This is a genomic window from Marinomonas posidonica (assembly GCF_043643765.1).
In the GTDB taxonomy this organism is placed as follows: domain Bacteria; phylum Pseudomonadota; class Gammaproteobacteria; order Pseudomonadales; family Marinomonadaceae; genus Marinomonas; species Marinomonas posidonica_A.
Genome location: NZ_JBHZSP010000006.1, coordinates 1 through 26,593 on the forward strand (window position 1 = coordinate 1; position 26,593 = coordinate 26,593).

Consider the following 26,593-nt stretch of genomic DNA (forward strand, 5'->3'; position numbering starts at 1 on the left):
AGTTTAAATTCTCTGTGATATTTGGACATAAAAAGACCCCCAGTAATTGGAATGTCCAACTATTGGGGGTCAGTTCAGTTTTGCGGCTTTTTTGTTTCTCTAAATAGGTTCGTTCAACTTATTAGCATTCTTTGTAAATAGAGTGAAAAGAGGGGCGCGAGTGGGACTCCCTCTAAGGTAATCTTTACAATTGAATTGATGGCATAAAAACGCCGACATAATAAAGAATAGAGGAAGAGGATATTAGTTATGATGAAGTTATTGCTTGCGGATGATGATGCGCGCTTATCAGATTTAATAAAGGAATATTTTGACGGCGAAGGTTATGAAGTAGTGCATGCTTGGAATGGTCGAGAAGCACTTGAATTAATGGCGAATGATATGCCGGATATTGTGATTCTTGATGTCATGATGCCTGAACTGGACGGCTTTGAGACCCTTAAGCAAATTCGCAACAAAAGCTCAGTCCCTGTCATTATGTTGACCGCTAAAGGCGATGATATTGATCGAATTTTGGGATTGGAAATGGGTGCGGATGATTACCTGTCTAAGCCCTTTAATCCTCGTGAATTGTTGGCTCGTATTAAGGCTATTTTACGTCGCGCTAGTCAAGAAAGAGAAGATGATCCTACCGCTGATATTGAGCTAGCGGGTGTTTTATTACGTCGTAAAGATCGTACTGTGTATTTAGAAGGTGAGTTGGTTGAATTAACCACCTCTGAATATACCTTATTAGAATGTATGTTAATGGCGCCGGGGCAAGTGTTAACGAAACAAGAATTGTCTGAAAAAGCACTGGGGCGAAAATTGACTATGTATGACCGTAGTTTGGATATGCATATTAGTAACTTGCGTAAAAAAATAGGAAATTTAGAAAATGGTGACCCTCGTATTAAAACGGTTCGAGGTGTGGGTTATATTTTTGTTTCAAACGATCAGGGCGCATAGTTATTCATGAAAAACACTTTTTTGCGTGTGTTTCTGGTGGTGCTTCTCTCCAATATTATCGTGGTAAGTATTGGTTTGGGGATGGTGCATTTTATTCAGAAGCAAAATCAAGTTTCCGCTGATCTTTTGGGCGATGTCGGTGTTCAGTTGGTTTCAAGTTATGAGCAATTCGGTGTCGAATCCTTAGAGGAGGAAACAAAAAAAGCAGAGAAGCGTTTGTCTGGATCTATCTATCTGTATCAAGAAAATGGTCGACCTTTACTGAAAGCCTTGCCACGTAATTTTCGGGAGCAAAATTCGGCGGGCGAAAATGGTCAGCCGTCAGCAGATTTTCTGCATAGTCAGTTTATTCAGGTGATTGGTGGTAACAATGTCCAGTATTTGCTGATTTTTAAGCCAAATCCAGAGATTAACTCTTTGGCCCCTGAGGCTGTTGTTGGTTTTTCATTGTTGGGCTTGCTAGTGTCGAGTGGTGTGTTGGCGTATTGGCTGCTAGGTCCTTTGCTGAAATTGCAGCGCGTCGCTAGGTCGTTTGGTCGTGGTGATATGTCGGCTCGGGTTGAGCGTAAGATGGCTCGTCGAAGTGATGCGGTTGGTAAATTGGCGCGAGAGTTTAATGAGATGGCTGAACGGATCGAAACGCTGCTGTCCTCAAAAGAGCGTTTGATGCGGGATGTATCTCATGAGTTGCGAACGCCTTTGGCTCGAATTGAGGTGGCCTTAACCATTGCTGAAGACAAGCACGGTATGGAGGCTCAAAAAAATTATTTGTGTCGTATACGAACTGAATTGCATGAATTGGATGAGCTGATTGGTCAAGTGCTGACATTAAGTCGTTTAGAGGCCGCAGCTCTAGTGAAAGAGCCTATGGATTTGCAGGCTTGGCTGGATGAAATTGTGGCGGATGTCAGTTTCGAAAGTCAGCTTAAAGGTATTTCTGTTTTTAAAACAGGCCGACTGCCTAAAACCTTGTTTGGTGATCCTTTACAGCTTCGTCATGCCATTGAGAATGTGCTACGTAATGCCTGTTTTTATGCGGGTGATGGTGGGGTCATTGAGGTTGTGACAGAAGAAAAAGCGGGTGAGGCTTTTATTTATGTACGGGACAACGGTCCTGGAGTCGATGATGAGAAGTTGGAGAAAATATTCCATGCTTTTTATCGCTCTTCTGAGGCGCGTGAGGCGAATAGTGGTGGTTTTGGGGTAGGGCTAACCATTTCCCAGCGAATTATTCGAGCTCACAAAGGTCGAATTACGGCTCGAAATCGCTCTGAAGGTGGTTTGGAAGTTTGTTTTTGTCTGCCGATGAAATAGAAACTTATCTAATTTGTCAAAATGCCTTGTTATTCTGTGGTGAGAAACGTAATATGCGCGTCGCAAGTTGGCCAGGCAGTCGCCGCTCATGTTATGAGGGGAGGAAAGTCCGGGCTTCGCAGGGTAAAGTGCCAGGTAACGCCTGGGGGGCGTGAGCCTACGGAAAGTGCAGCAGAAAATATACCGCCTAAGCAGTTTACTGCCGGTAAGGTTGAAATGGTGCGGTAAGAGCGCACCGCGCGACTGGTAACAGTTCGTGGCATGGTAAACCCCACTTGAAGCAAGACCAAATAGGAACTCTTTGGCGTGACCCGCGCTGAGTTCGGGTAGGTTGCTAGAGACGTGCAGTGATGTACGGATTAGATGAATGACTGTCCACGACAGAACCCGGCTTATCGGCCAACTTGCTTTTTCTCTTTTCTTTTTGTTCTGTGTTGATTCCTTTTTTAAATATCTCCTTTTGATAAATCCTTGTTTCCCACTTTTTACCCTTTTTTAGATTTTTTTGATGGGTAATTTGGGATGTTTTCCCATGTTTCTCCTTTATTCTTGTTTTTAAAGTCTTTTTTGCTTCCATAAATGCATTTTCTCACCACTTTCTTTATGGCTTGAAGGCGTTGTTGCGTCTGGGTTTCGGCATTTTTTCATTTTTTAATCAATATTTTTTTACTATTTGGGTTGAATGGTGTTAAATTGTGGGAGAAAGTGTCGATAAGTGGGATATAATTGTGTTTAGAGGGATTCATCAAGTCAGTGTGGATGCAAAGGGGCGTATGTCGCTTCCTGCTCGCCTGCGCGATGAACTTAGCCAATACGAGGAAGAGGGTGTGGTTGTCACCATTGATCCTGTTTCTCGTTGTTTGTTGCTTTATCCCTTGTCTGAGTGGGAAGTGATTCAACAGAAATTAGATAGGTTGCCTACTTTTCAACCACAAGCTCGACGCTTACAGCGTTTATTAGTCGGTCATGCAACGGATTTAGAGGTGGATAAGGCTGGGCGTATTTTGTTGCCAGCGCCATTACGAGAGTTTGCTCGATTAGATAAAAAGCTGACCATTCTTGGGCAGGGTAAAAAGCTCGAGATCTGGAGCCAAGAAGAGTGGGAAGCACAAAGAGAAGATTACTTGTCCCAAGATGCACTTGAGGACTTACAGACAGAAACCATGATGGATATTTCTTTATGACGAATGCCGAACACGAACACATCAGTGTGATGCTAAATGAATCCGTCGATATGTTGGTCACCAATGAAAATGGTGACTATGTCGATGGTACTTTTGGCCGAGGTGGTCACACGCGTTTGGTTCTCAGCCGACTCAAAGACGGTCGTATGCTGGGGTTCGATAAAGATCCAGTGGCCATTGAATTTGGTCGTGAGTTAGCGGCGGAAGACACTCGTTTTAGCATTGTTCAAGACAGTTTTGCCAATATGTCTGAGCGCATCCCCGACGTGTTTGGTGATACCAAGGTGGATGGTGTCATGATGGATTTAGGGGTCTCCTCGCCTCAGTTAGATGATGCTGAACGTGGCTTTAGTTTCATGAATGATGGTCCTTTGGACATGCGTATGAACCCAAATGAAGGGTTGAGTGCCGCAGAGTGGATTGCCCGTGTTGACGAAAAAGACCTTGCTGATGTGATGTATCAATACGGGGAAGAGCGCTTTTCTCGTCGTATTGCCAAAGCGATTTGTGAATACCGTTCTCATACGCCGATTGTCACCACATTACAGTTGGCAAAAATTGTCGCAGAAGCTAATCCAGCCTGGGAGAAAGGTAAAAATCCAGCGACGCGAGCTTTTCAGGGAATTCGCATTCATATCAATAATGAACTTGGGGATTTAGAGAAAGGCTTGGAAGCCGCAGTCGATGCGCTAAAAGTGGGTGGTCGTTTGGTCGTAATCAGTTTCCATTCCCTTGAAGATCGTATTGTTAAGCGTTTTATGAAATTAAAAGCAAAAGGGCCGGAGTTGCCTCGTCATTTGCCGATCCAAAATGCGCATTTAGACATCAAATTTAAAACGATTGGTAAAGCCATTAAGCCCTCCAAAAATGAAGTAGGCGACAACGTGCGTTCACGAAGTGCGGTGTTGAGAGTGCTGGAGAGGGTGAGTGATTAAGTCCAGATTCACGCCGTGGATTTATTTATCCGGTGTGGTGGTTCTGACTTTGGTCTCTATGGCCGTGGTTGTTCAGGTTTATGAGTTTCGGCAAGACTTTTCGTATTTGCAGAAGCTTAAGCAAGAAGAAGTAGATTTTGAAGTGAAGTGGGGGCAGTTGCTTTTGGAACAAAGCGCTTTAACTCAGCCCAGTCGATTAGAACAGACGGCCATTAAGGATTTAAACATGCACGCGCCATCTCAAGACGAACTAATAATAGTGAAACCATGAAAACTGTAGAGAGCTCTCAACATATTGGAAAGTGGCGCTTACGTTTTGTGTACGGTGTCGCTTTTGTATTGTTTCTGGTTGCGGCTGGGCGTTTGTTTTATTTAACCGTTGTCGATAAAGCCTTTTTACAGAATCAAGGTGAAATTCGAGCAGTAAGAACGGAATCCATACCGGCGACGAGGGGAATGATATTGGATCGTCGGGGCGAGCCTTTGGCGGTTAGTACGCCTACTTGGACTATTATTGCCAACCCTAGAGCGTTATGGAAAATGTCCAGTGATCCCACTGTTGGTGTGGGGCCTGAACAAGAGATTAAGCGACTTGCTGAAGTAATGGGTGTAGGTCGAGCTTGGTTACAAGAAAAGTTTGAAGCCAACAAAAATCGCTCTTTTATGTATTTACGTCGTCAGATTCCACCGCAAGAAGCGGATGCCATCATGGCGGCGAAGGTGGTTGGAGTTAGCAAAACAAAAGAATATAAGCGTTTCTATCCTGCTGGTGAAGTGGCTTCACATGTGGTGGGTTTTACCAATATTGATGACAAAGGCCAAGAAGGCATTGAGCTAGCCTATGATGGTGCATTGCAAGGTCAACCGGGTCAGCGTAGTTATGTGAAAGATCTGTCGGGTAATATTATCCGCGGAATTGGTGCGGAAAAAAATGAGCGCCCGGGTGAAAATATTGAGTTAAGCATCGATCTGAGGTTGCAGTATTTGGCCTACCGTGAGCTTAAAGCGGCGGTCAATGAGCATAGAGCAACGTCAGCTTCTGCGGTGATTTTGGATGTCAAAACCGGGGAGATTTTAGCGATGGTGAATCAGCCATCTTATAACCCAAATGACAGAACCAAATTAGAGTATGAAGATCTTCGAAACAGAGCAGTCATTGACTTATTTGAGCCAGGCTCAACGATGAAGCCCTTTACGATATCGGCCGCCTTGATGTCAGGTCAATATTCCACGGAAACAACCATTAATACTTCTCCGGGGTATTTGCGTTTTGGACGTTTCACTATTCGTGATGCGGCTAATTACGGTGTCATCGATTTTGAGAAGCTATTGATTAAATCGAGTAATGTTGGTGCGTCTAAGATTGCCTTGTCCTTGCCGCAAGATGCGGTGTGGAATATGGATTATGAATTAGGGATTGGTTCACCAGTTGGCATTGGTTTCCCTGGAGAGGCGTCCGGTGTTTTGCCTTCGCATCCAAAGTGGCACCCTTCAGAAATTGCGACTTTGTCGTATGGTTATGGTTTATCTGTATCGACATTGCAATTAGCGCAAGCCTACATGGCCTTGGCAAATGGCGGTTACCGTGTGCCTGTTACTATTTTTAAACAAGATGTGCCGGCGGAAGGTAAACAAGTCATACCTCATCAAGTTGCCAAGGATGTGGTGAAAATGATGGAAGCTGTGGTTCAGCGTGGTTCGGGTCGTGCTGCTCAGATCCCGGGTTACCGGGTGGCAGGTAAAACAGGTACCGTGCATAAGGTCGGCTCGAAAGGGTATGAGTACGATCAATATATTGCTTTGTTTGCTGGCGTCGCGCCAGCCTCTGATCCACGCTTAGCGATGGTGGTTATGGTGAATGACCCTAAAGGTCGAGAGTATTATGGTGGTGAAGTTGCTGCTCCAGTATTTTCTCGGGTGATGGAAGGTGCGTTGACAACATTAAATATTTATCCAGATTTGCCAGAGGGGTTAAGGGAGGTAAGATTGAAGACGAAGAAACTTCCTTATCAAGTAGCGCAAGGAGGCTAGCAATATGCCGGTTATATCACATCGAGAATTATTAAATTTAGCGGGCTATTCTGAAAAGAGTAGCCCGCGTTCTGCTTTATATACCCACTTAGAAATCGACAGTCGAAAGCTCGATGCGAACGGGGTTTTCTTTGCGCTTGCTGGTGTTGGTTCTAATGGCTGGGACTACCTGGATAATGTGGTTGCTCTAGGTTGTCAAATTGCCATTGTACCGACTGGAATAAAAGTTGAGCGTAATGACATAGAGCTGATTGCCGTCGCTGATCCTGCTGAGTTGTTAGTGATGTGTTTGCATCAATACTTTGGCCATATGCCAAGCAAGATGATGGCGGTCACTGGCACAAACGGGAAGTCATCCATTTGTTTTTATGCCGCGCAGCTTGCCGAGATGATGGGGTATAAAAGCGGTTTGGTTGGAACCTTTGGAATTGGCCCATTGGGGCAGTTGCGAACAGCGGATCAAACGACGCCAGATATTTTAACGTTGCATCAAACCTTGATGTCACTGACTCAGCAGGGTGTTGATTATGTGGCTTTTGAAGCTTCTTCTCATGCACTGGATCAAGGTCGAATCAATGGTGTGCCTTTTCAGACGGCCGTGTTTTCTAATTTGACTCGTGATCATCTGGATTATCATGGCGATATGGCGTCTTATGCGGCAGCCAAACAAAAACTGTTTGCGTTCCCTTGTGTGGAAGAGGCCGTGTTTTGCTTGGATGATGGGTACGTTGGTTTTATGACTCAGCCAGCCATTAATGCTAATTGCTTTTATTATAGTGAGGCCAATCCGCAGGCTGATTTTTACACCAAGGAATTGACGTTAGAGCCGACCGGATGTCGTTTTATTTTGTGTCACCCAGAGGGAGAGACAGAGGTGTTTCTCCCTTTGCTAGGGCGTTTTAATGTACAAAATGCTTTGGCTGCTGTGGCCTGTTTGTGGTCTTCGGCAAGCAATAAGGCTGATCTTATTGCTTGTTTGTCAAAGCTAAAGGGCGCGCCTGGTCGAATGGATAAAGTGGAAGTATCAGGGGCGCCATTGGTTGTGGTCGATTTCGCTCATACCTCAGACGCTTTAGAGAGTGCTTTAAAAGCGATTAGAGAGCATGTGGCAGGACGTTTGATTTGTGTTTTTGGGTGTGGTGGGGATCGAGATCGTGGTAAACGACCGCTGATGATGTCGGCTGCGATGGCGAATGCGGATGCAGTATGGCTAACATCAGATAATCCAAGAACGGAATCGGTTGAGCAGATTTTTTCAGATGTATTGGCAAACACCGACGCTCACGCCAGTTATCACCTGCAGGCAGATCGCCGTCTGGCGATACAAGAGGTCGTGATGTCAGCCAGTCCGAATGATGTTATTTTAATAGCAGGTAAAGGGCATGAGGCTTATCAAGATATTGATGGCATTAAGCACCATTTTGACGATAAAGAAGAAGCTTGTAGGGTGTTAGAAGATTATGTTGGTTAATTTGTCTCTTAGTGATGTCGCCCTTGCTTGTAATGGTGAGTTGGTGGGAGACGACCAATCACTCAGTAGTATAGTGACGGACACCCGACGCATTGTTCCGGGCTGTTTGTTTGTGGCTTTGCGTGGTGAGCGCTTTGATGGGCATGATTTTATTGATCAGGCTATGTCTGCTGGTGCCGTTGCGGTGTTGAGTGAGGTTGAGTTGGACGGTGTTTGTCATGTGAAAGTGGCTAATACTTTAGAGGCGTATGGCCGTATTGCCAATTTGATACGTCAGGCCTTTACTGGTCCGGTGATATGCATTACCGGAAGTAATGGTAAAACCACTGTAAAAGATTGGTTAGCGCAATCCCTTAGCGGTCGAAATGTGTTAAAAACACGCGCGAATTTAAATAATCAAATTGGTTTGCCGCAGACATTGTTGGAATTGCAGTCAGACCATCAAGTGGCGGTCATTGAGGCGGGTACAAATTACCCGGGGGAAATTGCCAATCTAGCTCGAATTGCGGTGCCGGATGTGGTGATTTTAACCAATGCCAGTGGCAGTCATTTTGAAGGTTTGGGCTCGCTGGAAGGTATTGCGAAAGAGAAGGGGTGTTTGATTACTGGGGCGGCGCAAAGCGCAACGGTAATTTTAAACTCGGATGACGGTTTTTTTGGTTATTGGTGCGGCTTAGCAGACCAAAGAAAGGTGCTTTCTTTTGGTTTTACTGAGCAAGCGGATTTGTATGCGAAAGACATTGAATTAAGCGCAGATAGTAGTCGAGCCATATTCTGTTATCAGGGTGAATCTTTGCCAGTGTTGATTGCAAGCCCGGGTCGCCATCAAATTGCCAACGGTATGGCGATGGTGTTAGCGCTGTTGTCAATGGGCTTCACTTTTGTGAAGGCCGTAGAGAAACTGTCGCAACCAATTCAAGTGGCAGGCAGGATGGAACGCTTAAAAACAAAAAAAGGGGCTCTGTTGATCAATGATTGTTACAATGCCAACCCCACTTCAGTTAAAGCGGCAATTGATGTCTTAACAATGCAGTCTGCTCAATCTACTTGGTTGGTGTTGGGCGGTTTAGGGGAACTTGGCGAGCGCCAAAATGAATTTCATGCAGAACTGGGAGAGTATGCAAAAACCAAAGGGATTACTCACTTGGTCTGTTTAGGGTCTTTAGCAGCGATTGCTGGAGAGGTGTTTAGGCGGCAAGGTGGGAGCGTATATTTTTGTGATAATCATGAAGAAGCGGCTGTTGTAGTACAAGAGCTAAATGAAAACCATGCTATTTTAGTGAAGGGCTCACGCTCGGCTAAGATGGAAAAAATTATAGAAAGATTAAAAGATTAGGATGTTCTTGAACGATGTTACTTCTTCTAACGACCTATTTAAGTAAGTACCACACCTTTTTTACCGTATTTAATTATCTGTCACTGCGCGCCATTTTGGGTGTGCTGACGGCACTGGTTATTTCGTTGCTAATTGGTAATAAAGTGATTGTTATGTTGCAACGTCTGCAAATTGGTCAGGCGATTCGCGATGATGGTCCACAGACCCATTTATCTAAAGCGGGCACTCCTACCATGGGGGGCGCGTTGATTATTTTCTCTATTTCGGTCAGTACGCTTCTGTGGGGCGATTTAACCAACCATTATGTCTGGTTGGTGCTCTTGGTGATGCTAAGTTTCGGAGCTATTGGTTGGGTGGACGATTATCGTAAAGTCGTCGAGAAAAACCCGAGAGGCTTGCCAGCGAAGTGGAAGTATTTTTGGCAAAGTTTTTTTGGTTTGGCGGCGGCGATATTTTTGTATCTGACAGCAACGACGCCAGCTGAGACATCGTTGATCGTGCCATTGTTTAAAGACATCGTGATACCGCTTGGTATTTTCTTTGTGGTGCTGACCTACTTTGTCATCGTGGGCACCAGTAATGCGGTTAACCTGACAGATGGTCTTGATGGGCTGGCAATTCTACCGACTGTGTTGGTTGGTGGCGCCTTGGGTATTTTTGCTTATTTGACTGGTAACAGTCAATTTTCTGAATACTTGTTGATTCCCTATGTTCAAGGAACAGGGGAGTTGCTGGTGTTTTGTGCGGCTTTGGCTGGAGCGGGCTTAGGCTTTTTATGGTTCAACACTTATCCTGCACAAATTTTCATGGGTGATGTGGGCTCACTTGCCCTTGGTGCCGCCTTAGGTGTGATTGCTGTTATCGTGCGGCAGGAGTTGGTGCTATTTATCATGGGTGGCGTATTCGTGATGGAGACCGTGTCGGTTATTTTGCAAGTGGCATCTTATAAGTTGACCAAGCGTCGTATTTTCAGAATGGCGCCAATTCATCATCACTTTGAATTGAAAGGCTGGGCTGAACCAAAAGTTATTGTGCGTTTCTGGATCATTACCGTGTGTTTGGTATTGGTTGGTTTGGCTACGCTGAAAGTACGTTAGGAGAGTTGTCATGTCGTTGATCGGGTCAGATCGGGTTAGAGCCGTTGTCGGCTTGGGAGCGACAGGCTTGTCTTGCGCGCGCTTTTTGGCGAGTAAAGGCTTGGACTTTTATGTGGTCGATTCAAGAGAACAGCCACCAGGCTTAGAGGATATAAAGGCGTTTTGTCCACCTGAGCGGATTTTTACTGGTTCGCTGGAGGTATTAGAAACCTTAGGTGTCACCGAGTTGTTTGTGAGTCCGGGCATCGCCCTTAAAACCCCTGTTTTACAGCGGCTAGCTGAGCAGGGCGTCTCTATGCGTGGCGATATCGATTTGTTTTGCGATTACGCCAACGCACCTTTTATTGCCATTACAGGTTCTAATGCGAAAAGTACGGTAACCAGTTTGCTGGCTTTACTGTTACAGGCAGTGGGCCATAAAGCCATTGCTGGCGGTAACTTGGGGTTGCCTGCACTGGATTTACTGGCGCCAGATGTGGATTTCTATGTGTTGGAGTTGTCCAGCTTTCAGCTTGAAACTACCCATGCTTTGCAAGCGGATGTCGCTTGTTTGTTGAATGTCTCAGAAGATCATATGGATCGTTATGACGATTTATATTCTTATCAAAGGGCCAAGCAAAGAGTCTATCGCGGTTGTAAAGCGGCCGTCTGTAATAAACAAGATATTCTGACCGCGCCTTTACTCGCAGAAGGTGTACCGGTTCGAGCCTTTACTACTAAGAGCCCAGACCTGAAAGAATTTGGTTTATTGCCGGATGAATCCGGTGCATGGCTGTGTCGTGGTGTTGAGCGTTTGTATCATACTTCTCAAATCGCTTTAAAAGGTTCGCATAATCATGCCAATGTATTGGCTTGTTTGGCTATGTTGGAATTGCTAAAAGTGGACGTGACATCGCCGAAAATTGCCGCGGTGCTGGCGGAATTTGGTGGCTTGGCTCATCGCTGTGAAACAATACGTGAGCATCAGGGTGTGACTTACATTAATGATTCTAAAGGTACGAACGTCGGTGCGACCTTAGCGGCCTTGCAAGGTTTGGGAAGCAATCAGAAGAATATTTTATTGTTAGCGGGTGGTGATGGTAAAGGGGCTGAATTCAAGGATCTTGCTAAGCCCATGCTGGCGTATGTTCGTCATCTTTATCTGTTTGGTAAAGATGCTCACCGCATTGCTGAAATTGTACCTGAAGGAGTTGAATTGTCTCGCTTTGATACGCTTGATGATATGGTTTCGGCGTCTTCTCAGCTGGCTCAGCCTGGTGACATTGTCTTGTTTTCACCTGCCTGTTCGAGTTTGGATATGTATAAGAACTTTGAGCAGCGTGGTCAGCATTTTGTTGATTTGGTTAATCAGCTATGACTTGGTTAACTCTGTTTGATCGGGTATCTCTGCGCGAATTTATTCGTGTGGATGCTTGGTTTTTGGCGTCTGTCCTGGCTATATTGGCGTTGGGTTTGGTGATGGTGTCAAGTGCCTCTATTTCCATCTCCGAAAGCATTCACGGTCATCCGTATTTCTTTATGGTAAGGCAGTCTCTTTATCTTTTACTTGGTTTAATGTTTGGTGCGGTGATGTTGTCGTTGCCCACTGCTCAATTGCAAAAATGGGGCATCCTAATGATGGGGTTGTCTCTGATTTTATTGATCCTAGTGTTAGTACCTGGCATAGGTAAGAGTGTTAACGGGAGTCGTCGCTGGATCAATCTAGTTGTCTTTAACTTGCAAGCTTCGGAAGTCGCCAAAGTGTGTATGGTGGTGTATGTCTCTGGTTACTTAGTGCGTCGCGCCGATCGAGTTCGTGAAGGTTGGGTTGGGTTCGTTCTACCTCTCTGTCTGTGTAGTATTTTTCTGTTGTTTTTGCTTTTTGAGCCGGATTTTGGGGCTTCCGTTGTGTTGTTGGGCACGGTGATGGTGTTGCTGTTTCTTGGTGGTGCGCCCCTTTATCAATTCTTACTTTTGTTGGCCGCAGCGGTTTGTATGCTTGGGGTCGTGGCCATATCAGAGAGTTACCGTCTGAAGCGTCTAATGAACTTTATTGACCCGTGGGCCGATCCGTTTAATGAGGGCTACCAATTAAGTCAGGCATTAATTGCTTATGGGCGCGGTGAATGGTTTGGCCTTGGGTTAGGGAACAGTGTGCAGAAGTTATCTTATTTACCAGAAGCTCATACGGATTTTGTGTTTTCGATCTGGGTTGAAGAAACCGGCATGGTTGGCGGTTTGCTGTTAATTCTGTTGTTTGGTTTGATGGTAAGTCGTGCGTTTAAGATTGGTTATCGTGCAATGTCTCTTGATCGGCCTTTTGCTGCCTATATGTGCTTTGGTTTTGCCATTCTTATTTTGGCGCAGGTGATTATTAATATTGGGGTGAATACGGGCTTTTTGCCAACGAAGGGGTTGACCTTGCCGCTGATTAGTTTTGGTGGCAGTAGTTTAATTATTACGCTGGCCAGTTTGTTTGTGGTGGCCCGTGTAGATGTTGAAAATCGTCGGGCTCAATGGTCAGACTCGAGTGCCAATATGGATAAAGAGAGTGAGCGATGAGTAAGGTAAAAAAAGTCGTCATCATGGCTGGCGGTACAGGTGGTCATATTTATCCTGCCTTAGCTTGTGCGCATGATTTTAGGGAAAAAGGTCTAGAGGTGCATTGGTTGGGATCGAAAGGGGGTATGGAGGAGTCCATTGTGCCGCAACACGATATTCCACTTCATACGCTGTCTATTAAAGGAGTGCGTGGTAAAGGTGTGTTGGGTCTTGCCGCTGCACCGTTTCGTATTCTTCATGCCATAGGTCAGGCAGTCGCTGTTTTACAATCTATAAAACCTGATGTGGTGTTGGGTATGGGTGGCTTTGTTGCTGGGCCTGGCGGCGTTGCTGCGAAATTGCTTGGTATTCCTTTGGCAATTCATGAGCAGAATGCGGTAGCTGGCACGACGAACAAGCTCTTAGCCAGAATCGCTAGGTTAAAAATGCAGGCGTTTTCAGGTGCTTTGCCTAACGCGTTAACGTTAGGTAACCCCATTCGCCGTGATATTTTGCAACAGGTGGTGCGCTCATCTCGTTTGGAGACGGCAAGGCCGTTAAGATTATTGGTCGTTGGGGGGAGTTTAGGGGCAAAGGCAATTAATGATGTGATCCCTAAAGTGCTTGCAGAATGGCCTTTTTCTCAGCGGCTGGATGTATGGCATCAAACTGGAAAGCGTAATCACCAAGAAGTGCAAGCCTTATATGACGTTCTAAAGGTGGAAGCGCGTGTTGATGCTTACTTAGAGAATATGAATCAAGCGTATTATTGGGCGGATGTGGTATTGTGCCGGGCTGGTGCGATGACGGTCAGTGAGCTGGCAGTAGCTGGTTTGCCTTCGATATTGGTGCCATATCCTTTTGCCATTGATGACCATCAAACAGAGAATGCTCGTCATCTTGAGAAAGTCGGCGGGGCGTATTTGTTGCCACAGCCTGAGCTCAGCAGTGAAAAAGTTATTTCGATGCTGGCGGGGTTGCTAGAAAGTGAAGAAACATTATTGAAAATGGGTGAGCAGGCGAAGTTGGTTGCTCATCCGAGTGCAACACAAGATGTGGTTGCACATTGCTTAAGGTTAGTTAAATCATGATAGAAAACAAAGCTCAATACGATATCCCGACCATGCGTCGAATCCAAAATATTCACTTTATTGGTATTGGCGGTGTGGGGATGTGTGGTATTGCAGAAGTGCTGCATAACCAAGGGTATCACGTATCTGGCTCTGATCTTAAAGCGTCTTCTACGACGGATCGTTTAGCGGAGTTAGGAATTAAAATATACATAGGGCACATGGAAGAAAATGTTCATGATGCTCATGTGATTGTGGTGTCCACTGCAATTAATGAAGCAAATCCAGAGATCATTTGGGGTAAAGAGCATCGTATTCCAATTGTCCGACGAGCTGAGATGCTTGCTGAGCTGATGCGTTACCGACATGGTATTGCCGTTGCCGGTACGCACGGTAAAACGACGACAACCAGTTTGATGGCGTCGGTGTTGGCGGCCACAGGTGAGACACCCACTTTTGTGATTGGTGGTCGATTAACCAGTGCTGGTACTAATGCTCAGCTTGGTAGTAGTTCTTATTTGGTGGCAGAAGCGGATGAGAGTGATGCGTCTTTTTTACATTTGCAGCCTCAAACGGTGATTGTCACCAATATTGATGAAGACCACATGGATACCTATCAAGGTGATTTTGAGAAGGTAAAGCACACTTTTGTAGAGTTTGTTCATAACCTGCCTTTCTATGGTTTGGCGGTGATGTGTGTGGATGATGCGAATGTCCGTGAGATACTACCTGCTCTGAGCCGTCCAGTCTTGACCTACGGCATTGAGCAAGAAGCCGATTTTTACGCGACGGATATCAAGCAGACGGGGCGTTATTGTGAGTTTATGGCACATCGCCCTGAAGGTGAGCCATTGAAGATACGTTTGCCGATGCCGGGTCGTCACAATGTGCTGAATGCTTTGTCGACAATTGCAGTCGCTACAGACTTAGGTGTAGACGCTGCGGCTATTCAAGCTGGCTTGATGGGGTTTGAAGGGGTTGGTCGGCGTTTTCAAGAGCAACAACCTTTGGTGCTTGGTAATGGTTCAGAGGTCATGTTTGTGGATGATTATGGTCATCATCCAAGTGAGGTGTTGGCGACGATCAAAGCCATTCGTGAAGGCTGGCCTGAGAAGCGTCTAGTGATGGTGTATCAACCACATCGATTCTCTCGTACCCGTGATTTGTATGAGGATTTTGTTCGCGTGTTATCGCAAGTGGATGTTTTGTTGTTGCTGGATGTTTATGCGGCAGGTGAGCAACCGATCAATGGTGCGGACAGTCGTTCTTTATGCGGTAGCATTCGTCAGCGCGGCACTGTCGATCCAATCCATGTAGGTGGTGAATCGGATTTGCGCGCCATTTTGAGTAATGTGCTTCGTGAAGGGGATTTGCTCATCACACAAGGTGCTGGTGATATCGGATCGGTGTCGAAAAAATTGTCTGTGGATGGGATTTGATATGTTGAAAGCGTTGCAAGATTCAGTGATCGCTGTGATTTATGGTGGTCGTTCTGCAGAACGTGAAGTGTCTTTAGAAAGTGGCACTATGGTGTCTAAGGCGTTGCGTTCTAAAGGCTACCAAGTAGTTGATGTGGATCTATATGGTGCAGAGCAATCAGCGGACCCTATTGCCCAATTACAATCTATCGAGTTTGATTTAGCCTTTATTGCCTTACATGGTGGTGAAGGTGAGGATGGTCGCGTTCAAGCATTATTGGAAATGATGGGGAAACCTTATACAGGCAGCTCTCCGTTGGCCTGCGGTTTCGCTATGGATAAAGTGCTTACTAAGCGATTCTGGCGTGGTTTAGGCATTCCAACGCCAGCGTATTTGTCTTTTTCCGGAGCGGCAAGTGTTGCTGAGATTGAGCAAACAATGTCTTATCCTTTGATCGTTAAGCCGTCTCGTGAAGGGTCTACTATTGGAATTAATAAGGTTGCCAATGAAGAAGAGCTGGAGGCCGCTTTGCTGCAGGCCCTAGAATACGATTCGGATGTGTTGGTTGAGGAGTTTGTTAACGGGCCGGAATTTACCATCACCATCATTGATGACGAAGCCTATCCGCCGATTGGTTTGCAGCCCTCAGAGGATCATAAGCTTTATGACTATGAGGCAAAATACCTAGCAGATGATACACAATACCTTTTGCCTTGTGGTTTGAGTGAGGGTGATGAAACTGAGTTAAAGCGCTTGTCTTTGGAAGCGTATCGATCGTTAGGTTGCCGTGGCTGGGGGCGTGTCGATGTGATGCGAGATCAGCAGGGGCAGTTTTGGGTGCTGGAAGTAAATACGGCGCCTGGTATGACGTCTCATAGCCTTGTGCCGATGGCAGCAGCGCATGTTGGATTAGATTATGCAGCCTTGGTGGAGAAAATCGCTCAGCAGGCTTGGTCTCAAGCAAGGTAAATAACATTGATGAGGCTGGCAGCGTTCATTGGGGCGATACTTTTGATTGTGGTGGCAAGTTTTCAAGGGGAAGATTCCCCAGATACTTGGTTTGCAATTGAAAAAATAGATATACAAGGGAATTTGCAAAATACTTCGCAAGTAGAACTTCAGCAAGAGTTCTCGCCGCTATTGGGGCAAAGTTTGCTTGGGTTGTCGGTGAAAGAGGCCTTGGCTGTGGTTTTGTCATCACCATGGGTGGAAAAGGCAGAGGTTCGTAAAGTTTGGCCAAATACCTTGCAGGTGATTGTGCACGAATACGTCCCTCTTGCATACTGGCGCGATGGGCAAATTATTTCCGCTTCGGCCGTTGTGATTTCTCCTCGTGTGTTGCCGGATTTGCCGCTGCCTATTTTGTATGGTCCGGTGGATTCAAGTGACGTTGTATTGGAGCAGTTTGGTCTTATTAGCCAGGTGTTAGCATCGACGTCATTGCGGATTGCGAGACTCACTTTGGAGCCTAGGGGGGCTTGGCAGATTGTTTTTAGCAACGGCTTAGTCGTTAAGCTGGGTCGAGATGATATTTTAGAGCGATTACAGCGCTTTATAGCCGTGTATAAAAGCGATTTATCAGGTAGAATAGAACAAATTACTTCGGTCGATGCGCGTTACCCTCATGGGGTTGCGGTGGGCTGGAAGAAAAAAAATTGATTTTGGCCCATTTGTTGCTTTTTTAAACAGCAAATGGTCCGGATTACAACGCACATAATACCGGGAAGGTGAAATGATAGTCGGTCTAGATGTAGGCACATCGAAAGTTATCTGTTTGGTTGGCGAAGTGCTAGCTGATGGTAGTTTGGAAATTGTCGGTATTGGCTCTCATAGTTCTAAAGGAATGAAACGCGGCGTTGTCATTAATATTGAGTCAACAGTCCAGTCTATTCAGCGAGCCGTTGAAGAAGCGGAGTTGATGGCTGGCTGTAATATTCATTCGGTTTACGTCAGTGTGGCAGGCAGCCACATCCGAAGTCTTAATTCTCACGGCATAGTTGCGGTGAAGGATGGAGAGGTTCAAACGGAAGATATTGAACGTGTGATAGATGCAGCGCAAGCTGTGCCTATTTCATCGGACCAGCGAGTACTGCATATTCTGCCGCAAGAATATCACATTGACTCTCAGGAGGGGATTAAAGACCCACTTGGTATGTCGGGTGTGAGATTAGAGGCCAATGTTCATTTGATTACTGGTGCGGTCAACGCGGTGATGAATGTTGAGAAATGCATTAAGCGATGTGGTTTGGGCGTAGATGGTGTCATCCTGTCTCAGTTGGCGTCCAGTGATTCGTCATTGAGCGAGGATGAAAAAGAGTTAGGTGTTTGCCTGATTGATATTGGTGCCGGCACTTCAGATATTGCAGTTTGGATCGATGGTGCTCTGCATCATACTGCTGTCGTGCCTGTAGCAGGAGATCAAGTAACCAATGATATCTCAATGGCCTTGAGAACTCCGACACAGCATGCTGAAGAAATTAAGGTGAAGTATGCTTGCGCTATGTCTTCTATGGCGTCGACTGATCAAGTGTTGCAGGTGCCCAGTGTTGGGGATCGTCAACCTCGATCTATTACACGTCATGCGTTAACGGAAGTGGTAGAGGCAAGATACGAAGAAATTTACAATTTAATTCTGGATGAATTAAGACGCAGTGGTTACGCCGAGCGTATCCCTGCAGGTATTGTGATTACTGGTGGTACGTCGCTCATGGAAGGTGCAGCAGACTTGGCAGAGAAAGTTTTTCAAATGCCGGTGAGGTTGTCTGTACCAGATTGTACTAAAGGAATGTCAGATATTGTCGATAACCCAATATATTCAACCAGTGTTGGATTATTGGCTTATGGTAGTAAAGAGGCTGATGTAGCCGAAATCGCTAAAGGGATGATGTCTAAGACGCAAACTAAACGTGATGCATCAATTTTGGCTCCGAAAAATGAAACCAAGCCATCTTTCAGTGCAACGAAAGCTTGGCAGAAGTTGAAACATTGGTTTCAAAGTTATATCTAACCAAAATTGATAGCGAATTTTTTTGAGGAGCGAGTAAGCCCATGAATGTCTTTGATATGGCCGAAGATAGTTTGACCGACAACGCAGTAATTAAAGTTGTAGGTGTAGGCGGTGGTGGCGGTAATGCTGTTCGTCACATGCTTGAAAATCAATTAGAAGGTGTTGAGTTTATTTGTGCCAACACAGATTCTAAAGCCCTTGTGGGGTTTGACACAGGAATTTCATTACAACTTGGCTCAACCATTACCAAAGGTTTGGGTGCAGGTGCTAATCCAGAGGTAGGGCGTGACTCTGCTTTGGAAGATCAAGAACGAATTACTCAGTTATTGACTGGTGCTGACATGGTGTTCATCACCGCAGGCATGGGTGGTGGTACAGGTACTGGTGCAGCCCCCGTCATTGCTAAGGTTGCGCGTGAATTAGGGATCTTAACAGTCGCGGTTGTGACTAAGCCATTCCCTTTTGAAGGGCGTCGCCGTGCAAAAGTAGCTGAAGAAGGTGTTAAAGAATTACGAGAAAATGTCGATTCATTAATTACGGTGCCAAACGAACGTTTGTTGCCTGTATTAGGAAAGAACATTTCTTTGTTGAAAGCGTTCGGTGAAGCAAACAATGTTTTGTTTAACGCAGTGCAAGGTATTACCGACCTTATTATGCGTCCAGGTCTTATTAACGTCGACTTTGCTGACGTAAGAACTGTGATGTCAGAAATGGGTATGGCAATGATGGGGACAGGCTCTGCTTCAGGTGAAGATCGAGCAAGAGTAGCAGCTGAGGCGGCGATTCATAACCCATTATTGGAAGACATCAACCTAAAAGGTGCGCGAGGCGTGCTGGTGAACATTACAGCAAACGAAGAAGTTGGTTTGTCAGAGTTTACCGAGGTGGGTGGCATCATTGAAGAATATGCATCGGAAGATGCAACTGTTGTAATTGGCTGTGCGATTGACCCGAGTGTGGGTGATGAGATGCGAGTTACAGTGGTGGCCACTGGTTTAGAGGGTCGAAATGCAGTTGAAATGAAGTCTGCTGTTGGCGAATCTGTTGTCTCTCAACCAGTTATGACTAAAGCTGAGCCTACTATTGAGAAAGAAGTTGTTACTCCTCACGAAACAGTTCAGTCAGTGTCAACGCCTTCTCCAAGTGTGAAGGTGGAAGCGGTAGAGAAAAGTCTGGATGAATCGACTGAATCTTCTGATTCAAATGCGAATTCAGGCGGCGATAAATTATCGTATTTGGACATTCCAGCATTTTTGCGTCGTCAAGCTGATTAATTTGAGCAAAAATGATGCAAAATCAAAATGTTGGATTGTATAAAAAATGAGTTATTGATATATTTGTAAACAAATGTATCCAGTCATAAAAATGTAGGAATAGAATGGTACGCCAACACACACTTAAGAACATTATTCGAGCAACTGGCGTTGGTCTGCACTCTGGCGAGAAAGTGTATTTGACACTGAAACCTGCCCCTGTAAATACCGGCATCGTATTTGTTCGTACGGATCTAGACCCAGTGGTCGAGATTCATGGGGATGCACGCCTAGTGGGCTCAACAAACTTTGCAACTGCTTTGTCGCAGAATGGTGTAGAGGTTAGTACTGTTGAGCATTTGCTTTCTGCTATGGCTGGTCTAGGGGTTGATAATGCTTATGTAGAGGTAAGCGCTAGCGAAATTCCATTAATGGATGGTAGTGCGAGTCCTTTCGTTTTCTTGCTGCAATCAGCAGGATTAGAAGCGCAAAATGCGCCGAAGAAATTCATTCGTGTTAAAAAGCCAATTCGCATCGAAGATGGTGATAAGTATGCTTCTCTTGAGCCGCATACTGGTTTTAGATTGTCATTTAAGATTGATTTTGAGCATCCAGCTATTGGTGAAGATGTTCAAACGACGTCTTTGGATTTTTCAACCACTACTTTCGTAAAAGAGATCAGCCGTGCGCGCACATTTGGTTTCATGAAAGACATCGAGTACTTCAAGACGAATAATCTTGCTCGTGGTGCAAACATGGAAAATGCCATTGTACTAGATGATTATCGTGTATTGAATGAAGAAGGTCTGCGTTACCGTGATGAGCTTGTTCGTCATAAAATTTTGGATGCGATCGGTGATCTTTATCTTCTAGGGCATAGCTTGATTGGTGAGTACAAAGCGTACAAATCAGGTCATGGTTTAAATAATAAGCTTTTATTAGCACTTCTTGAGCAACCAGAAGCTTGGGAATACGTTGTATTTGAAGATGAAGCGCAAGAAAATCCTGTGTCATACGTTGAGCCTGCTTTCGTTGGTGCTTAATTAAGTGATCAACTCGGGAATTAAAAAACCAGACTATATGTCTGGTTTTTTTGTGTCTAGGTCCTTGATATTTCATGTTTTGTCACACATTACCGTGATAGACTCTATTTATTACTAATTGGCTACGTTGAATTCGAGATGTTAGGAACTGTAATTAAAAAAATCGTCGGTACTAAGAATGACCGAGAAGTGAAACGTTACAAAAAAGTTGTAGCGCAAATTAATCAACTTGAAGAAAGTTTTAAGTCGTTGACGGATGATGACTTGGCTGGCAAAACAAGTGAATTTCGTGAACGCATACAGCAAGGTGCGTCACTGGAATCCATTTTGCCAGAAGCCTTCGCAACCGTGCGTGAGGGTAGTCGTCGTGTCATGGGTATGCGTCATTTTGATGTTCAGTTGATTGGCGGTATGGTTCTGAATGAAGGCCGTATTGCTGAAATGCGAACTGGTGAAGGTAAAACACTGGTAGCAACCTTAGCTGTGTATCTCAACGCACTAAGTTCAAAAGGTGTTCATGTTGTTACCGTCAATGACTATTTGGCAAAGCGTGACGCTAATTGGATGAGGCCACTTTATGAATTTTTAGACATGAGTGTTGGTGTTGTCTTTTCAGGTCAAGAGCGAGATGACAAAAAAGCCGCTTATCTATGTGATATCACTTATGGTACTAACAACGAATTTGGTTTTGATTACCTACGTGACAACATGGTTTTCCGTCTTGAAGACCGAGTACAGCGTGATTTACATTTCTCAGTGGTAGACGAAGTTGACTCTATTCTGATCGATGAGGCGCGTACGCCATTAATTATTTCAGGTGCGGTCGAAGATAGTTCCGAACAATATCGTAAAATCAATGCTTTGGCGGCTTTGTTGAAGCCCCATGTCGAGGCGGATGAAGGCGAAGAAGGTCAAGATGGTCATTACATTCTGGATGAATCTCAGCGCAGCATAGAGCTTACTGAGGAAGGTCACAGTTTTGTAGAAGCTTGGTTAGTCGAGCAAGGAATGCTAGGGGAGGGTGAAAGTTTATATGCTGCCGGTAATCTAGCCCTACTGCATCATGTTCATGCTTGTTTGAAAGCGCATGTCATCTTTAAAAAGAACATTGATTATGTGATTCAAGGTGATCAAATTGTCATCGTGGATGAGCATACGGGACGAACCATGGCTGGGCGTCGTTGGTCTGAAGGTATTCATCAGGCTGTTGAGGCGAAGGAAGGGGTGACGATTCAAGCTGAGAGTCAAACCTTGGCATCGACTACTTTTCAGAACTATTTCCGTTTGTATGAAAAATTGTCTGGTATGACAGGGACGGCGGATACTGAGGCCTTTGAATTTCAGCAGATTTATGGTTTAAGCGTTATTGTTATCCCGACCAATCGTCAGGTTCAGCGTAAGGACTTTAACGACCTTATTTACATGTCTACTCAAGACAAGTTTGAAGCCATTGTTGTTGACATCGAAGACAATGTGAAACAAGGTCGTCCAGTTTTGGTGGGTACCGCATCGATTGAGTATTCGGAGTTGCTGTCGAATTATCTGAACAAAAAAAACGTCAAGCACAATGTCTTGAACGCGAAGCAGCATGAGCGCGAGGCGGAAATCGTTGCAGAAGCGGGGCGCCCTGGTGCGGTGACCATTGCTACCAACATGGCTGGTCGTGGTACCGATATTGTATTGGGTGGCAATTTACAAGTTGAATTGGATCAGCTTGGTGAGTCCGCATCAGAAGAACAGATTGCCGCACTGAAAGCGGATTGGCAGAGTCGTAATGATGCGGTGTTAGCAGCCGGTGGTTTGCATATTATCGGTACTGAGCGTCACGAATCTCGTCGAATCGATAATCAATTGCGTGGTCGTGCTGGACGTCAGGGTGATGTGGGCTCTTCACGTTTCTACCTGTCACTTGAAGATAACTTAATGCGTATCTTCATGTCTGACCGCATCAAAAAAATGATGATGGCCTTGGGCATGGAAAAAGGTGAAGCGATTGAGCATAAGATGGTCTCAAATGCCATTGAGAAAGCTCAGCGCAAAGTGGAAGGTCGTAACTTTGATATTCGTAAACAGTTGCTTGAATACGATGATGTTGCGAACGATCAGCGTCAAGTAATTTATCGTCAGCGCTTTGATATGATGGTCTCTGAAGACTTGTCTGAAGCCATTGCTGCAATGCGTGAAGAAGTGGTGATGGGTGTTATTGATGAGTTCATTCCACCGCAAAGTATTTTTGACATGTGGGATGTGGCTGGTCTGGAAGAGAGAATTCGTAATGAATTTGGTTTGACGATTCCAATATCTCAGTGGCTTGAGGAAGATAAGAAACTATACGAAGAGCCATTGCGTCAGAAAATCTTAGATTGTTTTGTTGAAGATTATCAAACAAAAGAAGAAGTAGCTGGTGCTGAGCAATTCCGTTCGTTTGAAAAGCAAGTTTTGTTGCAGGTTTTGGACACACTTTGGAAAGAGCATTTGCAGACGATGGATATGCTTAGACAAGGTATTCACTTGCGTGGCTATGCACAGAAAAATCCTAAGCAAGAATATAAGCGCGAATCTTTTGAATTGTTCCAGGGTTTGATGGAGCAAATTAAATTTGAAGTTATTCAAGTTATTACCCGTGTGAAGGTACAAAGTGCTGATGAAGCTGAAAAGATTGAGCAGGCTCGAAAAGAACAAGAAGCGAAAATGCAGATGAATATGGTCCACAACTCTGTTGATTCTCTTTCTGACTCGGCTGACGCTGATGCTAATACGGCTCAAGATGTACCGAAAGTGGGTCGTAATGAGCCTTGCCCTTGTGGTTCCGGTAAAAAATACAAACAGTGTCACGGTAAACTAGTGTAATTGGAGTAACAAATAAATGGCTGTTGGCTTGCAGGATTTTCCCGCTATCCCTGAAATTGATGGGGTAAGAATTGGTGTTGCGGAAGCAGGTATTAAGAAACCGAACAAAAAAGATGTTGTGGTTTTTGAGGTGTGTGAAGGGGCGAGCGTCGCGAGCGTCTTTACTCAAAATGCATTTTGTGCGGCGCCAGTTCGCATCTGCCGATCTCATTTAGCGCAGGCAAATGCACGTTATTTGTTAATCAATACGGGTAATGCTAATGCTGGCACGGGGAAGTCGGGTGTTGATAATGCATTAAAGACTTGTCAGGCCTTAGCTGAGAAAACCGGTGTGCCTGTTGAGTCTGTCTTACCGTTTTCGACTGGTGTCATTGGTGAGCCATTGCCTGCAGATAAAATTATTGCGGCCATTCCTGCGGCCTTGTCGAATTTATCGGCGGCGAATTGGGTGAATGCTGGACTAGGTATTATGACCACTGACACCCTTCCTAAAGGAGCGTGTCGAGAGTTTGAGGTTGCTGGTAAAACATATCGAATTGGCGGTATTTCGAAAGGGGCTGGCATGATTCGTCCTAACATGGCGACTATGTTGGGTTATGTTTGTACGGATGTGGCGATTTCCCCTGAATTATTGCAGCAGCTCTTGAAGAAAATCACCGATAAGAGTTTTAATCGCATTACGGTCGACAGTGATACGTCTACTAATGATTCTTGTATAGCGATTGCTACAGGTATGGCGGGTAATCCTGTTATTGATTCGATGAATACGCCATTAGCACAAGCGTTTGAGTTTGCTTTCACTGAAGTGATGCAAGAGCTTGCTCATGCCATTGTACGCGATGGTGAAGGGGCGACTAAGTTTGTGACAGTCGAAGTGGTTGGTGCGAAACAAGTTGAAGATGCGACTAAAACAGCGTTTGAAATTGCCCACTCACCTTTGGTGAAAACAGCCTTATTTGCTTCTGATCCTAACTGGGGACGTATTTTAGCTGTGGTGGGTCGTGCTGGCGTTGAGGGTTTGGATGTGGATCATGTCCAGTTGCATATCAATGGTTTTGAGATCGCCCGTGATGGTGGTCGCTCACCGGATTATTTAGAAGAGCATGGTGTGCAAGCCATGGCGCCACAAGACATTCATATTCGAGTGGATTTGGGGATGGGTGATCAAGCGGATACTGTTTGGACGACAGACTTCTCCCATGAGTATGTCACCATTAATGCTGAGTATCGTACTTGATGTTGGTTAAAGTAGCGGTTGGTTTGATTATGCGAAATGATCAAGTTTTCATTGCATTGCGAGATTCAACTAAACATCAAGGCGGCCTTTGGGAGTTTCCCGGTGGTAAGGTTGAGTCTGGCGAATCGGTTGAGCTGGCATTGTCGCGTGAACTTGAAGAGGAATGTGGTATTCAGGTGAGTACTTGCGAGCATTTTGAAACCATTGCTCATGATTATGGTGATAAGCAAGTTGAGTTGGTTTTTTATGAAGTGACTGGTTTTTCCGGTGAGCCTCATGGTAAAGAAGGTCAAGAGGTTCGTTGGGTCTCCTTGTCGCAACTCAATAAGTTTGTTTTTCCTGAGGCAAATGTGCCCATTGTTGAGGCTTTGATATCAAAATAAGCGGTCATAAGTGATAAAAAAAAGAGCTCAATTTGAGCTCTTTTTTTTATCACGGTAATGTGTTGAGATTAATTTAGAATTTGCGCCAGCAGTTGTCTAACGGTGCCAGGTTCAAATGGTTTTCCGCAGATAGCATCAACGCCTTCTTGGGTGATATTGGACAGCTGGCTTTCATCAGCATTTGAGCTCACCATCAGAATGGGGATGTGAGCGATGTCTGGGTTTTGTCTTACTGCATCGGTTAGCTCGCGACCATCCATTTCTGGCATGTTGTAGTCGGTAACAATTAGATCAAATTCTTCCTCGCCCAATCGTTCAATCGCTTGACGGCCATTTTCGGCAAACTCTATGTCTTCAATCCCCATGGTGTTGAGGGTTTTGCTGATGTGTTTGCGAGCCATTAAGCTATCATCTGTGACCAAAACTTTTAATGTTTTAGGGTCAAACATTTCAAGGTCAATTTCTTCCTCAACAATAAAGTCGAGGGTAGAGTGAATCGCACGCTTTAAGTCTTTTTGAGTGAAGGGTTTGGGTAGAATTGCCAGCACGCCCGATTGTTTTAGATGCTCTAAATATTCGCGATTACTCTCACTTGAGATGAGCATGAAGCATTGCTCTTCTGTTGCTTGATTGCTGCGTATACGGTCGATTAATTCGTTGGCAGAGCCGTCTGGTAAATACATGGAGGAGATAACCAGATCAGGTGGAAAGTTAGCAAGTGCAGAAATGGTTTCTTCTATGTTGCTGGCGTATTCAATTTGAATGATGCCTGCTTCTTCTAAAGCTTTGCCTATAATCTTTCGTTGAGTCTCTGAAGGCTCAACGAGAAGGAAAGATAAATCGCTAATTGCTGCGTATGCGCTCATATACTGTCTTGCCCATTGTAGAAGGTGGTATGAATCTGTCTTTTGCGCAAACTCAAATGGCGTAATCTTAACTTTCTTTATTCTTTGTTAAGTTGCTTGCCAATAGGTTCATACTTGGCTGCAAAACTTGCCTTGAAAGAAAGAGAGGTATCCACACCTTAGAAGCCAGTAAACTGGTTCATACCTTCCTTAATTTTTATATTTAATAATGTCGCAAAAGTTCATTCAACTAGTGCTGACTAGTAGGGAATTCTATTATACTAATCGGGTTAAAATATTTTATCTAGCAGATTAAACAATTAGAGGTTCTCATGCCGACAGCGAGTGCATGCCATATTTTGGTTAAGACGAAAGAAGAAGCGGCTTCTATCAAGAGTAAATTAGATAAAGGTGCGGACTTTCATAAGCTGGCAAAGCAATTCTCGACTTGTCCTTCTGGAAAAAAAGGCGGTGATCTCGGTGAGTTCCGCAAAGGTGATATGGTGCCTGCGTTTGATAAGGCTGTATTTGGTGGGCCATTATTAAAGGTTCAAGGGCCTGTTAAGACTCAATTTGGTTTCCATTTGATTAAAGTTCTGTATCGAAATTAAGGTGTTTTCGTTCAGCATTTATTTACTTTAATAGGAGTT

At 44.9% G+C, this 26,593-nt stretch carries 23 protein-coding genes and 1 other RNA gene; 23 read left to right on the forward strand and 1 reads right to left on the reverse strand.

The features are described 5' to 3' along the window. Nucleotides 1-249: 249 nt before the first annotated feature. The 22 genes from ACHUFM_RS07960 to mutT all read left to right on the forward strand — a co-directional run bounded on the left by ACHUFM_RS07960 (nt 250) and on the right by mutT (nt 25,098). Nucleotides 250-948, forward strand: coding sequence for a response regulator transcription factor (locus tag ACHUFM_RS07960; protein WP_063331389.1), 699 nt, complete (start codon nt 250-252; stop codon nt 946-948). A gap of 6 nt (nt 949-954) precedes the next feature. Further along, a complete protein-coding gene (locus ACHUFM_RS07965) occupies nt 955-2,262 on the forward strand; it encodes a HAMP domain-containing sensor histidine kinase (protein ID WP_394181213.1) in 1,308 nt (435 codons plus the stop codon). A gap of 63 nt (nt 2,263-2,325) precedes the next feature. Continuing rightward, nucleotides 2,326-2,673, forward strand: an RNA gene (gene rnpB / locus ACHUFM_RS07970) — RNase P RNA component class A. Nucleotides 2,674-2,990: 317 nt separating this feature from the next. Next, entirely contained in the window at nt 2,991-3,446 is a 456-nt protein-coding gene (mraZ, locus tag ACHUFM_RS07975) for a division/cell wall cluster transcriptional repressor MraZ (protein ID WP_394181215.1), read from the forward strand. Next, the gene (gene rsmH, locus ACHUFM_RS07980; protein ID WP_394181217.1) at nt 3,443-4,381 is read left to right on the forward strand and encodes a 16S rRNA (cytosine(1402)-N(4))-methyltransferase RsmH; all 939 of its coding nucleotides are present in this window, start codon (nt 3,443-3,445) and stop codon (nt 4,379-4,381) included. Before mraZ ends, rsmH begins: the two co-directional genes overlap by 4 nt. Continuing rightward, nucleotides 4,374-4,652, forward strand: a complete 279-nt coding sequence (gene ftsL / locus ACHUFM_RS07985; protein ID WP_063331386.1) for a cell division protein FtsL — start codon at nt 4,374-4,376, stop codon at nt 4,650-4,652. Before rsmH ends, ftsL begins: the two co-directional genes overlap by 8 nt. Then, nucleotides 4,649-6,412, forward strand: coding sequence for a peptidoglycan D,D-transpeptidase FtsI family protein (locus ACHUFM_RS07990; RefSeq protein WP_394181220.1), 1,764 nt, complete (start codon nt 4,649-4,651; stop codon nt 6,410-6,412). The genes ftsL and ACHUFM_RS07990 overlap by 4 nt, the downstream gene beginning before the upstream one ends. Nucleotides 6,413-6,416: 4 nt before the next feature. Further along, nucleotides 6,417-7,883 carry a UDP-N-acetylmuramoyl-L-alanyl-D-glutamate--2,6-diaminopimelate ligase gene (locus tag ACHUFM_RS07995; RefSeq protein ID WP_394181222.1) on the forward strand — a complete coding sequence of 489 codons (1,467 nt, stop codon included), beginning with the start codon at nt 6,417-6,419 and terminating at the stop codon, nt 7,881-7,883. Continuing rightward, a complete protein-coding gene (locus tag ACHUFM_RS08000) occupies nt 7,873-9,219 on the forward strand; it encodes a UDP-N-acetylmuramoyl-tripeptide--D-alanyl-D-alanine ligase (RefSeq protein ID WP_394181224.1) in 1,347 nt (448 codons plus the stop codon). The genes ACHUFM_RS07995 and ACHUFM_RS08000 overlap by 11 nt, the downstream gene beginning before the upstream one ends. A 14-nt stretch (nt 9,220-9,233) precedes the next feature. Then, a complete protein-coding gene (mraY, locus tag ACHUFM_RS08005) occupies nt 9,234-10,316 on the forward strand; it encodes a phospho-N-acetylmuramoyl-pentapeptide-transferase (protein WP_394181226.1) in 1,083 nt (360 codons plus the stop codon). A 10-nt stretch (nt 10,317-10,326) separates the two neighbouring features. Further along, nucleotides 10,327-11,673, forward strand: a complete 1,347-nt coding sequence (gene murD / locus ACHUFM_RS08010; RefSeq protein ID WP_394181228.1) for a UDP-N-acetylmuramoyl-L-alanine--D-glutamate ligase — start codon at nt 10,327-10,329, stop codon at nt 11,671-11,673. Further along, nucleotides 11,670-12,857 carry a putative lipid II flippase FtsW gene (gene ftsW / locus ACHUFM_RS08015; RefSeq protein WP_394181230.1) on the forward strand — a complete coding sequence of 396 codons (1,188 nt, stop codon included), beginning with the start codon at nt 11,670-11,672 and terminating at the stop codon, nt 12,855-12,857. Before murD ends, ftsW begins: the two co-directional genes overlap by 4 nt. Continuing rightward, nucleotides 12,854-13,927, forward strand: coding sequence for an undecaprenyldiphospho-muramoylpentapeptide beta-N-acetylglucosaminyltransferase (gene murG / locus ACHUFM_RS08020; protein ID WP_394181232.1), 1,074 nt, complete (start codon nt 12,854-12,856; stop codon nt 13,925-13,927). The genes ftsW and murG overlap by 4 nt, the downstream gene beginning before the upstream one ends. Next, on the forward strand, nt 13,924-15,345 hold the full coding sequence (murC, locus tag ACHUFM_RS08025; RefSeq protein ID WP_394181234.1) for a UDP-N-acetylmuramate--L-alanine ligase: 1,422 nt from the start codon (nt 13,924-13,926) through the stop codon (nt 15,343-15,345). The genes murG and murC overlap by 4 nt, the downstream gene beginning before the upstream one ends. 1 nt (nt 15,346) lies before the next feature. Continuing rightward, entirely contained in the window at nt 15,347-16,294 is a 948-nt protein-coding gene (locus ACHUFM_RS08030) for a D-alanine--D-alanine ligase (protein WP_394181235.1), read from the forward strand. Nucleotides 16,295-16,303: 9 nt separating this feature from the next. Beyond that, a complete protein-coding gene (locus ACHUFM_RS08035; RefSeq protein ID WP_394181237.1) occupies nt 16,304-16,984 on the forward strand; it encodes a cell division protein FtsQ/DivIB in 681 nt (226 codons plus the stop codon). Between the two features lie 73 nt (nt 16,985-17,057). Then, a complete protein-coding gene (gene ftsA, locus ACHUFM_RS08040) occupies nt 17,058-18,332 on the forward strand; it encodes a cell division protein FtsA (protein ID WP_394181239.1) in 1,275 nt (424 codons plus the stop codon). 41 nt (nt 18,333-18,373) lie between these two features. Then, the gene (ftsZ, locus tag ACHUFM_RS08045) at nt 18,374-19,606 is read left to right on the forward strand and encodes a cell division protein FtsZ (RefSeq protein ID WP_394181241.1); all 1,233 of its coding nucleotides are present in this window, start codon (nt 18,374-18,376) and stop codon (nt 19,604-19,606) included. Between the two features lie 104 nt (nt 19,607-19,710). Next, entirely contained in the window at nt 19,711-20,628 is a 918-nt protein-coding gene (gene lpxC, locus ACHUFM_RS08050; RefSeq protein ID WP_394181243.1) for a UDP-3-O-acyl-N-acetylglucosamine deacetylase, read from the forward strand. 138 nt (nt 20,629-20,766) lie between these two features. Then, entirely contained in the window at nt 20,767-23,478 is a 2,712-nt protein-coding gene (secA, locus tag ACHUFM_RS08055; protein ID WP_394181245.1) for a preprotein translocase subunit SecA, read from the forward strand. Nucleotides 23,479-23,494: 16 nt separating this feature from the next. Then, the gene (gene argJ, locus ACHUFM_RS08060; protein ID WP_394181247.1) at nt 23,495-24,715 is read left to right on the forward strand and encodes a bifunctional glutamate N-acetyltransferase/amino-acid acetyltransferase ArgJ; all 1,221 of its coding nucleotides are present in this window, start codon (nt 23,495-23,497) and stop codon (nt 24,713-24,715) included. After that, nucleotides 24,715-25,098, forward strand: coding sequence for an 8-oxo-dGTP diphosphatase MutT (gene mutT / locus ACHUFM_RS08065; RefSeq protein WP_394181249.1), 384 nt, complete (start codon nt 24,715-24,717; stop codon nt 25,096-25,098). Before argJ ends, mutT begins: the two co-directional genes overlap by 1 nt. Nucleotides 25,099-25,166: 68 nt before the next feature. On the opposite strand, the gene ACHUFM_RS08070 is transcribed toward mutT, so the two are convergent. Further along, nucleotides 25,167-25,964 (reverse strand): response regulator, encoded by a 798-nt coding sequence (locus ACHUFM_RS08070; protein WP_394181251.1) that lies wholly within the window; start codon nt 25,962-25,964, stop codon nt 25,167-25,169. 311 nt (nt 25,965-26,275) lie between these two features. Here ACHUFM_RS08070 and ppiC point away from each other — a divergent pair, with 311 nt between their 5' ends. Continuing rightward, entirely contained in the window at nt 26,276-26,554 is a 279-nt protein-coding gene (gene ppiC, locus ACHUFM_RS08075) for a peptidylprolyl isomerase PpiC (protein ID WP_113875189.1), read from the forward strand. Nucleotides 26,555-26,593 lie beyond the last annotated feature (39 nt).

Coding starts and splice junctions, on each gene's coding strand:
- secA (WP_394181245.1), top strand. CDS start 20,767: ATGTTAGGAACTGTAATTAAAAAAATCGTCGGTACTAAGAATGACCGA.
- argJ (WP_394181247.1), top strand. CDS start 23,495: ATGGCTGTTGGCTTGCAGGATTTTCCCGCTATCCCTGAAATTGATGGG.
- ftsW (WP_394181230.1), top strand. CDS start 11,670: ATGACTTGGTTAACTCTGTTTGATCGGGTATCTCTGCGCGAATTTATT.
- mraY (WP_394181226.1), top strand. CDS start 9,234: ATGTTACTTCTTCTAACGACCTATTTAAGTAAGTACCACACCTTTTTT.
- ACHUFM_RS08070 (WP_394181251.1), bottom strand. CDS start 25,964: ATGAGCGCATACGCAGCAATTAGCGATTTATCTTTCCTTCTCGTTGAG.
- murD (WP_394181228.1), top strand. CDS start 10,327: ATGTCGTTGATCGGGTCAGATCGGGTTAGAGCCGTTGTCGGCTTGGGA.
- ACHUFM_RS07965 (WP_394181213.1), top strand. CDS start 955: ATGAAAAACACTTTTTTGCGTGTGTTTCTGGTGGTGCTTCTCTCCAAT.
- ACHUFM_RS08030 (WP_394181235.1), top strand. CDS start 15,347: ATGTTGAAAGCGTTGCAAGATTCAGTGATCGCTGTGATTTATGGTGGT.
- murG (WP_394181232.1), top strand. CDS start 12,854: ATGAGTAAGGTAAAAAAAGTCGTCATCATGGCTGGCGGTACAGGTGGT.
- ACHUFM_RS07960 (WP_063331389.1), top strand. CDS start 250: ATGATGAAGTTATTGCTTGCGGATGATGATGCGCGCTTATCAGATTTA.
- ACHUFM_RS07995 (WP_394181222.1), top strand. CDS start 6,417: ATGCCGGTTATATCACATCGAGAATTATTAAATTTAGCGGGCTATTCT.
- rsmH (WP_394181217.1), top strand. CDS start 3,443: ATGACGAATGCCGAACACGAACACATCAGTGTGATGCTAAATGAATCC.
- ppiC (WP_113875189.1), top strand. CDS start 26,276: ATGCCGACAGCGAGTGCATGCCATATTTTGGTTAAGACGAAAGAAGAA.
- ACHUFM_RS08000 (WP_394181224.1), top strand. CDS start 7,873: ATGTTGGTTAATTTGTCTCTTAGTGATGTCGCCCTTGCTTGTAATGGT.
- mutT (WP_394181249.1), top strand. CDS start 24,715: ATGTTGGTTAAAGTAGCGGTTGGTTTGATTATGCGAAATGATCAAGTT.
- ACHUFM_RS08035 (WP_394181237.1), top strand. CDS start 16,304: ATGAGGCTGGCAGCGTTCATTGGGGCGATACTTTTGATTGTGGTGGCA.
- ACHUFM_RS07990 (WP_394181220.1), top strand. CDS start 4,649: ATGAAAACTGTAGAGAGCTCTCAACATATTGGAAAGTGGCGCTTACGT.
- ftsA (WP_394181239.1), top strand. CDS start 17,058: ATGATAGTCGGTCTAGATGTAGGCACATCGAAAGTTATCTGTTTGGTT.
- lpxC (WP_394181243.1), top strand. CDS start 19,711: ATGGTACGCCAACACACACTTAAGAACATTATTCGAGCAACTGGCGTT.
- murC (WP_394181234.1), top strand. CDS start 13,924: ATGATAGAAAACAAAGCTCAATACGATATCCCGACCATGCGTCGAATC.
- ftsZ (WP_394181241.1), top strand. CDS start 18,374: ATGAATGTCTTTGATATGGCCGAAGATAGTTTGACCGACAACGCAGTA.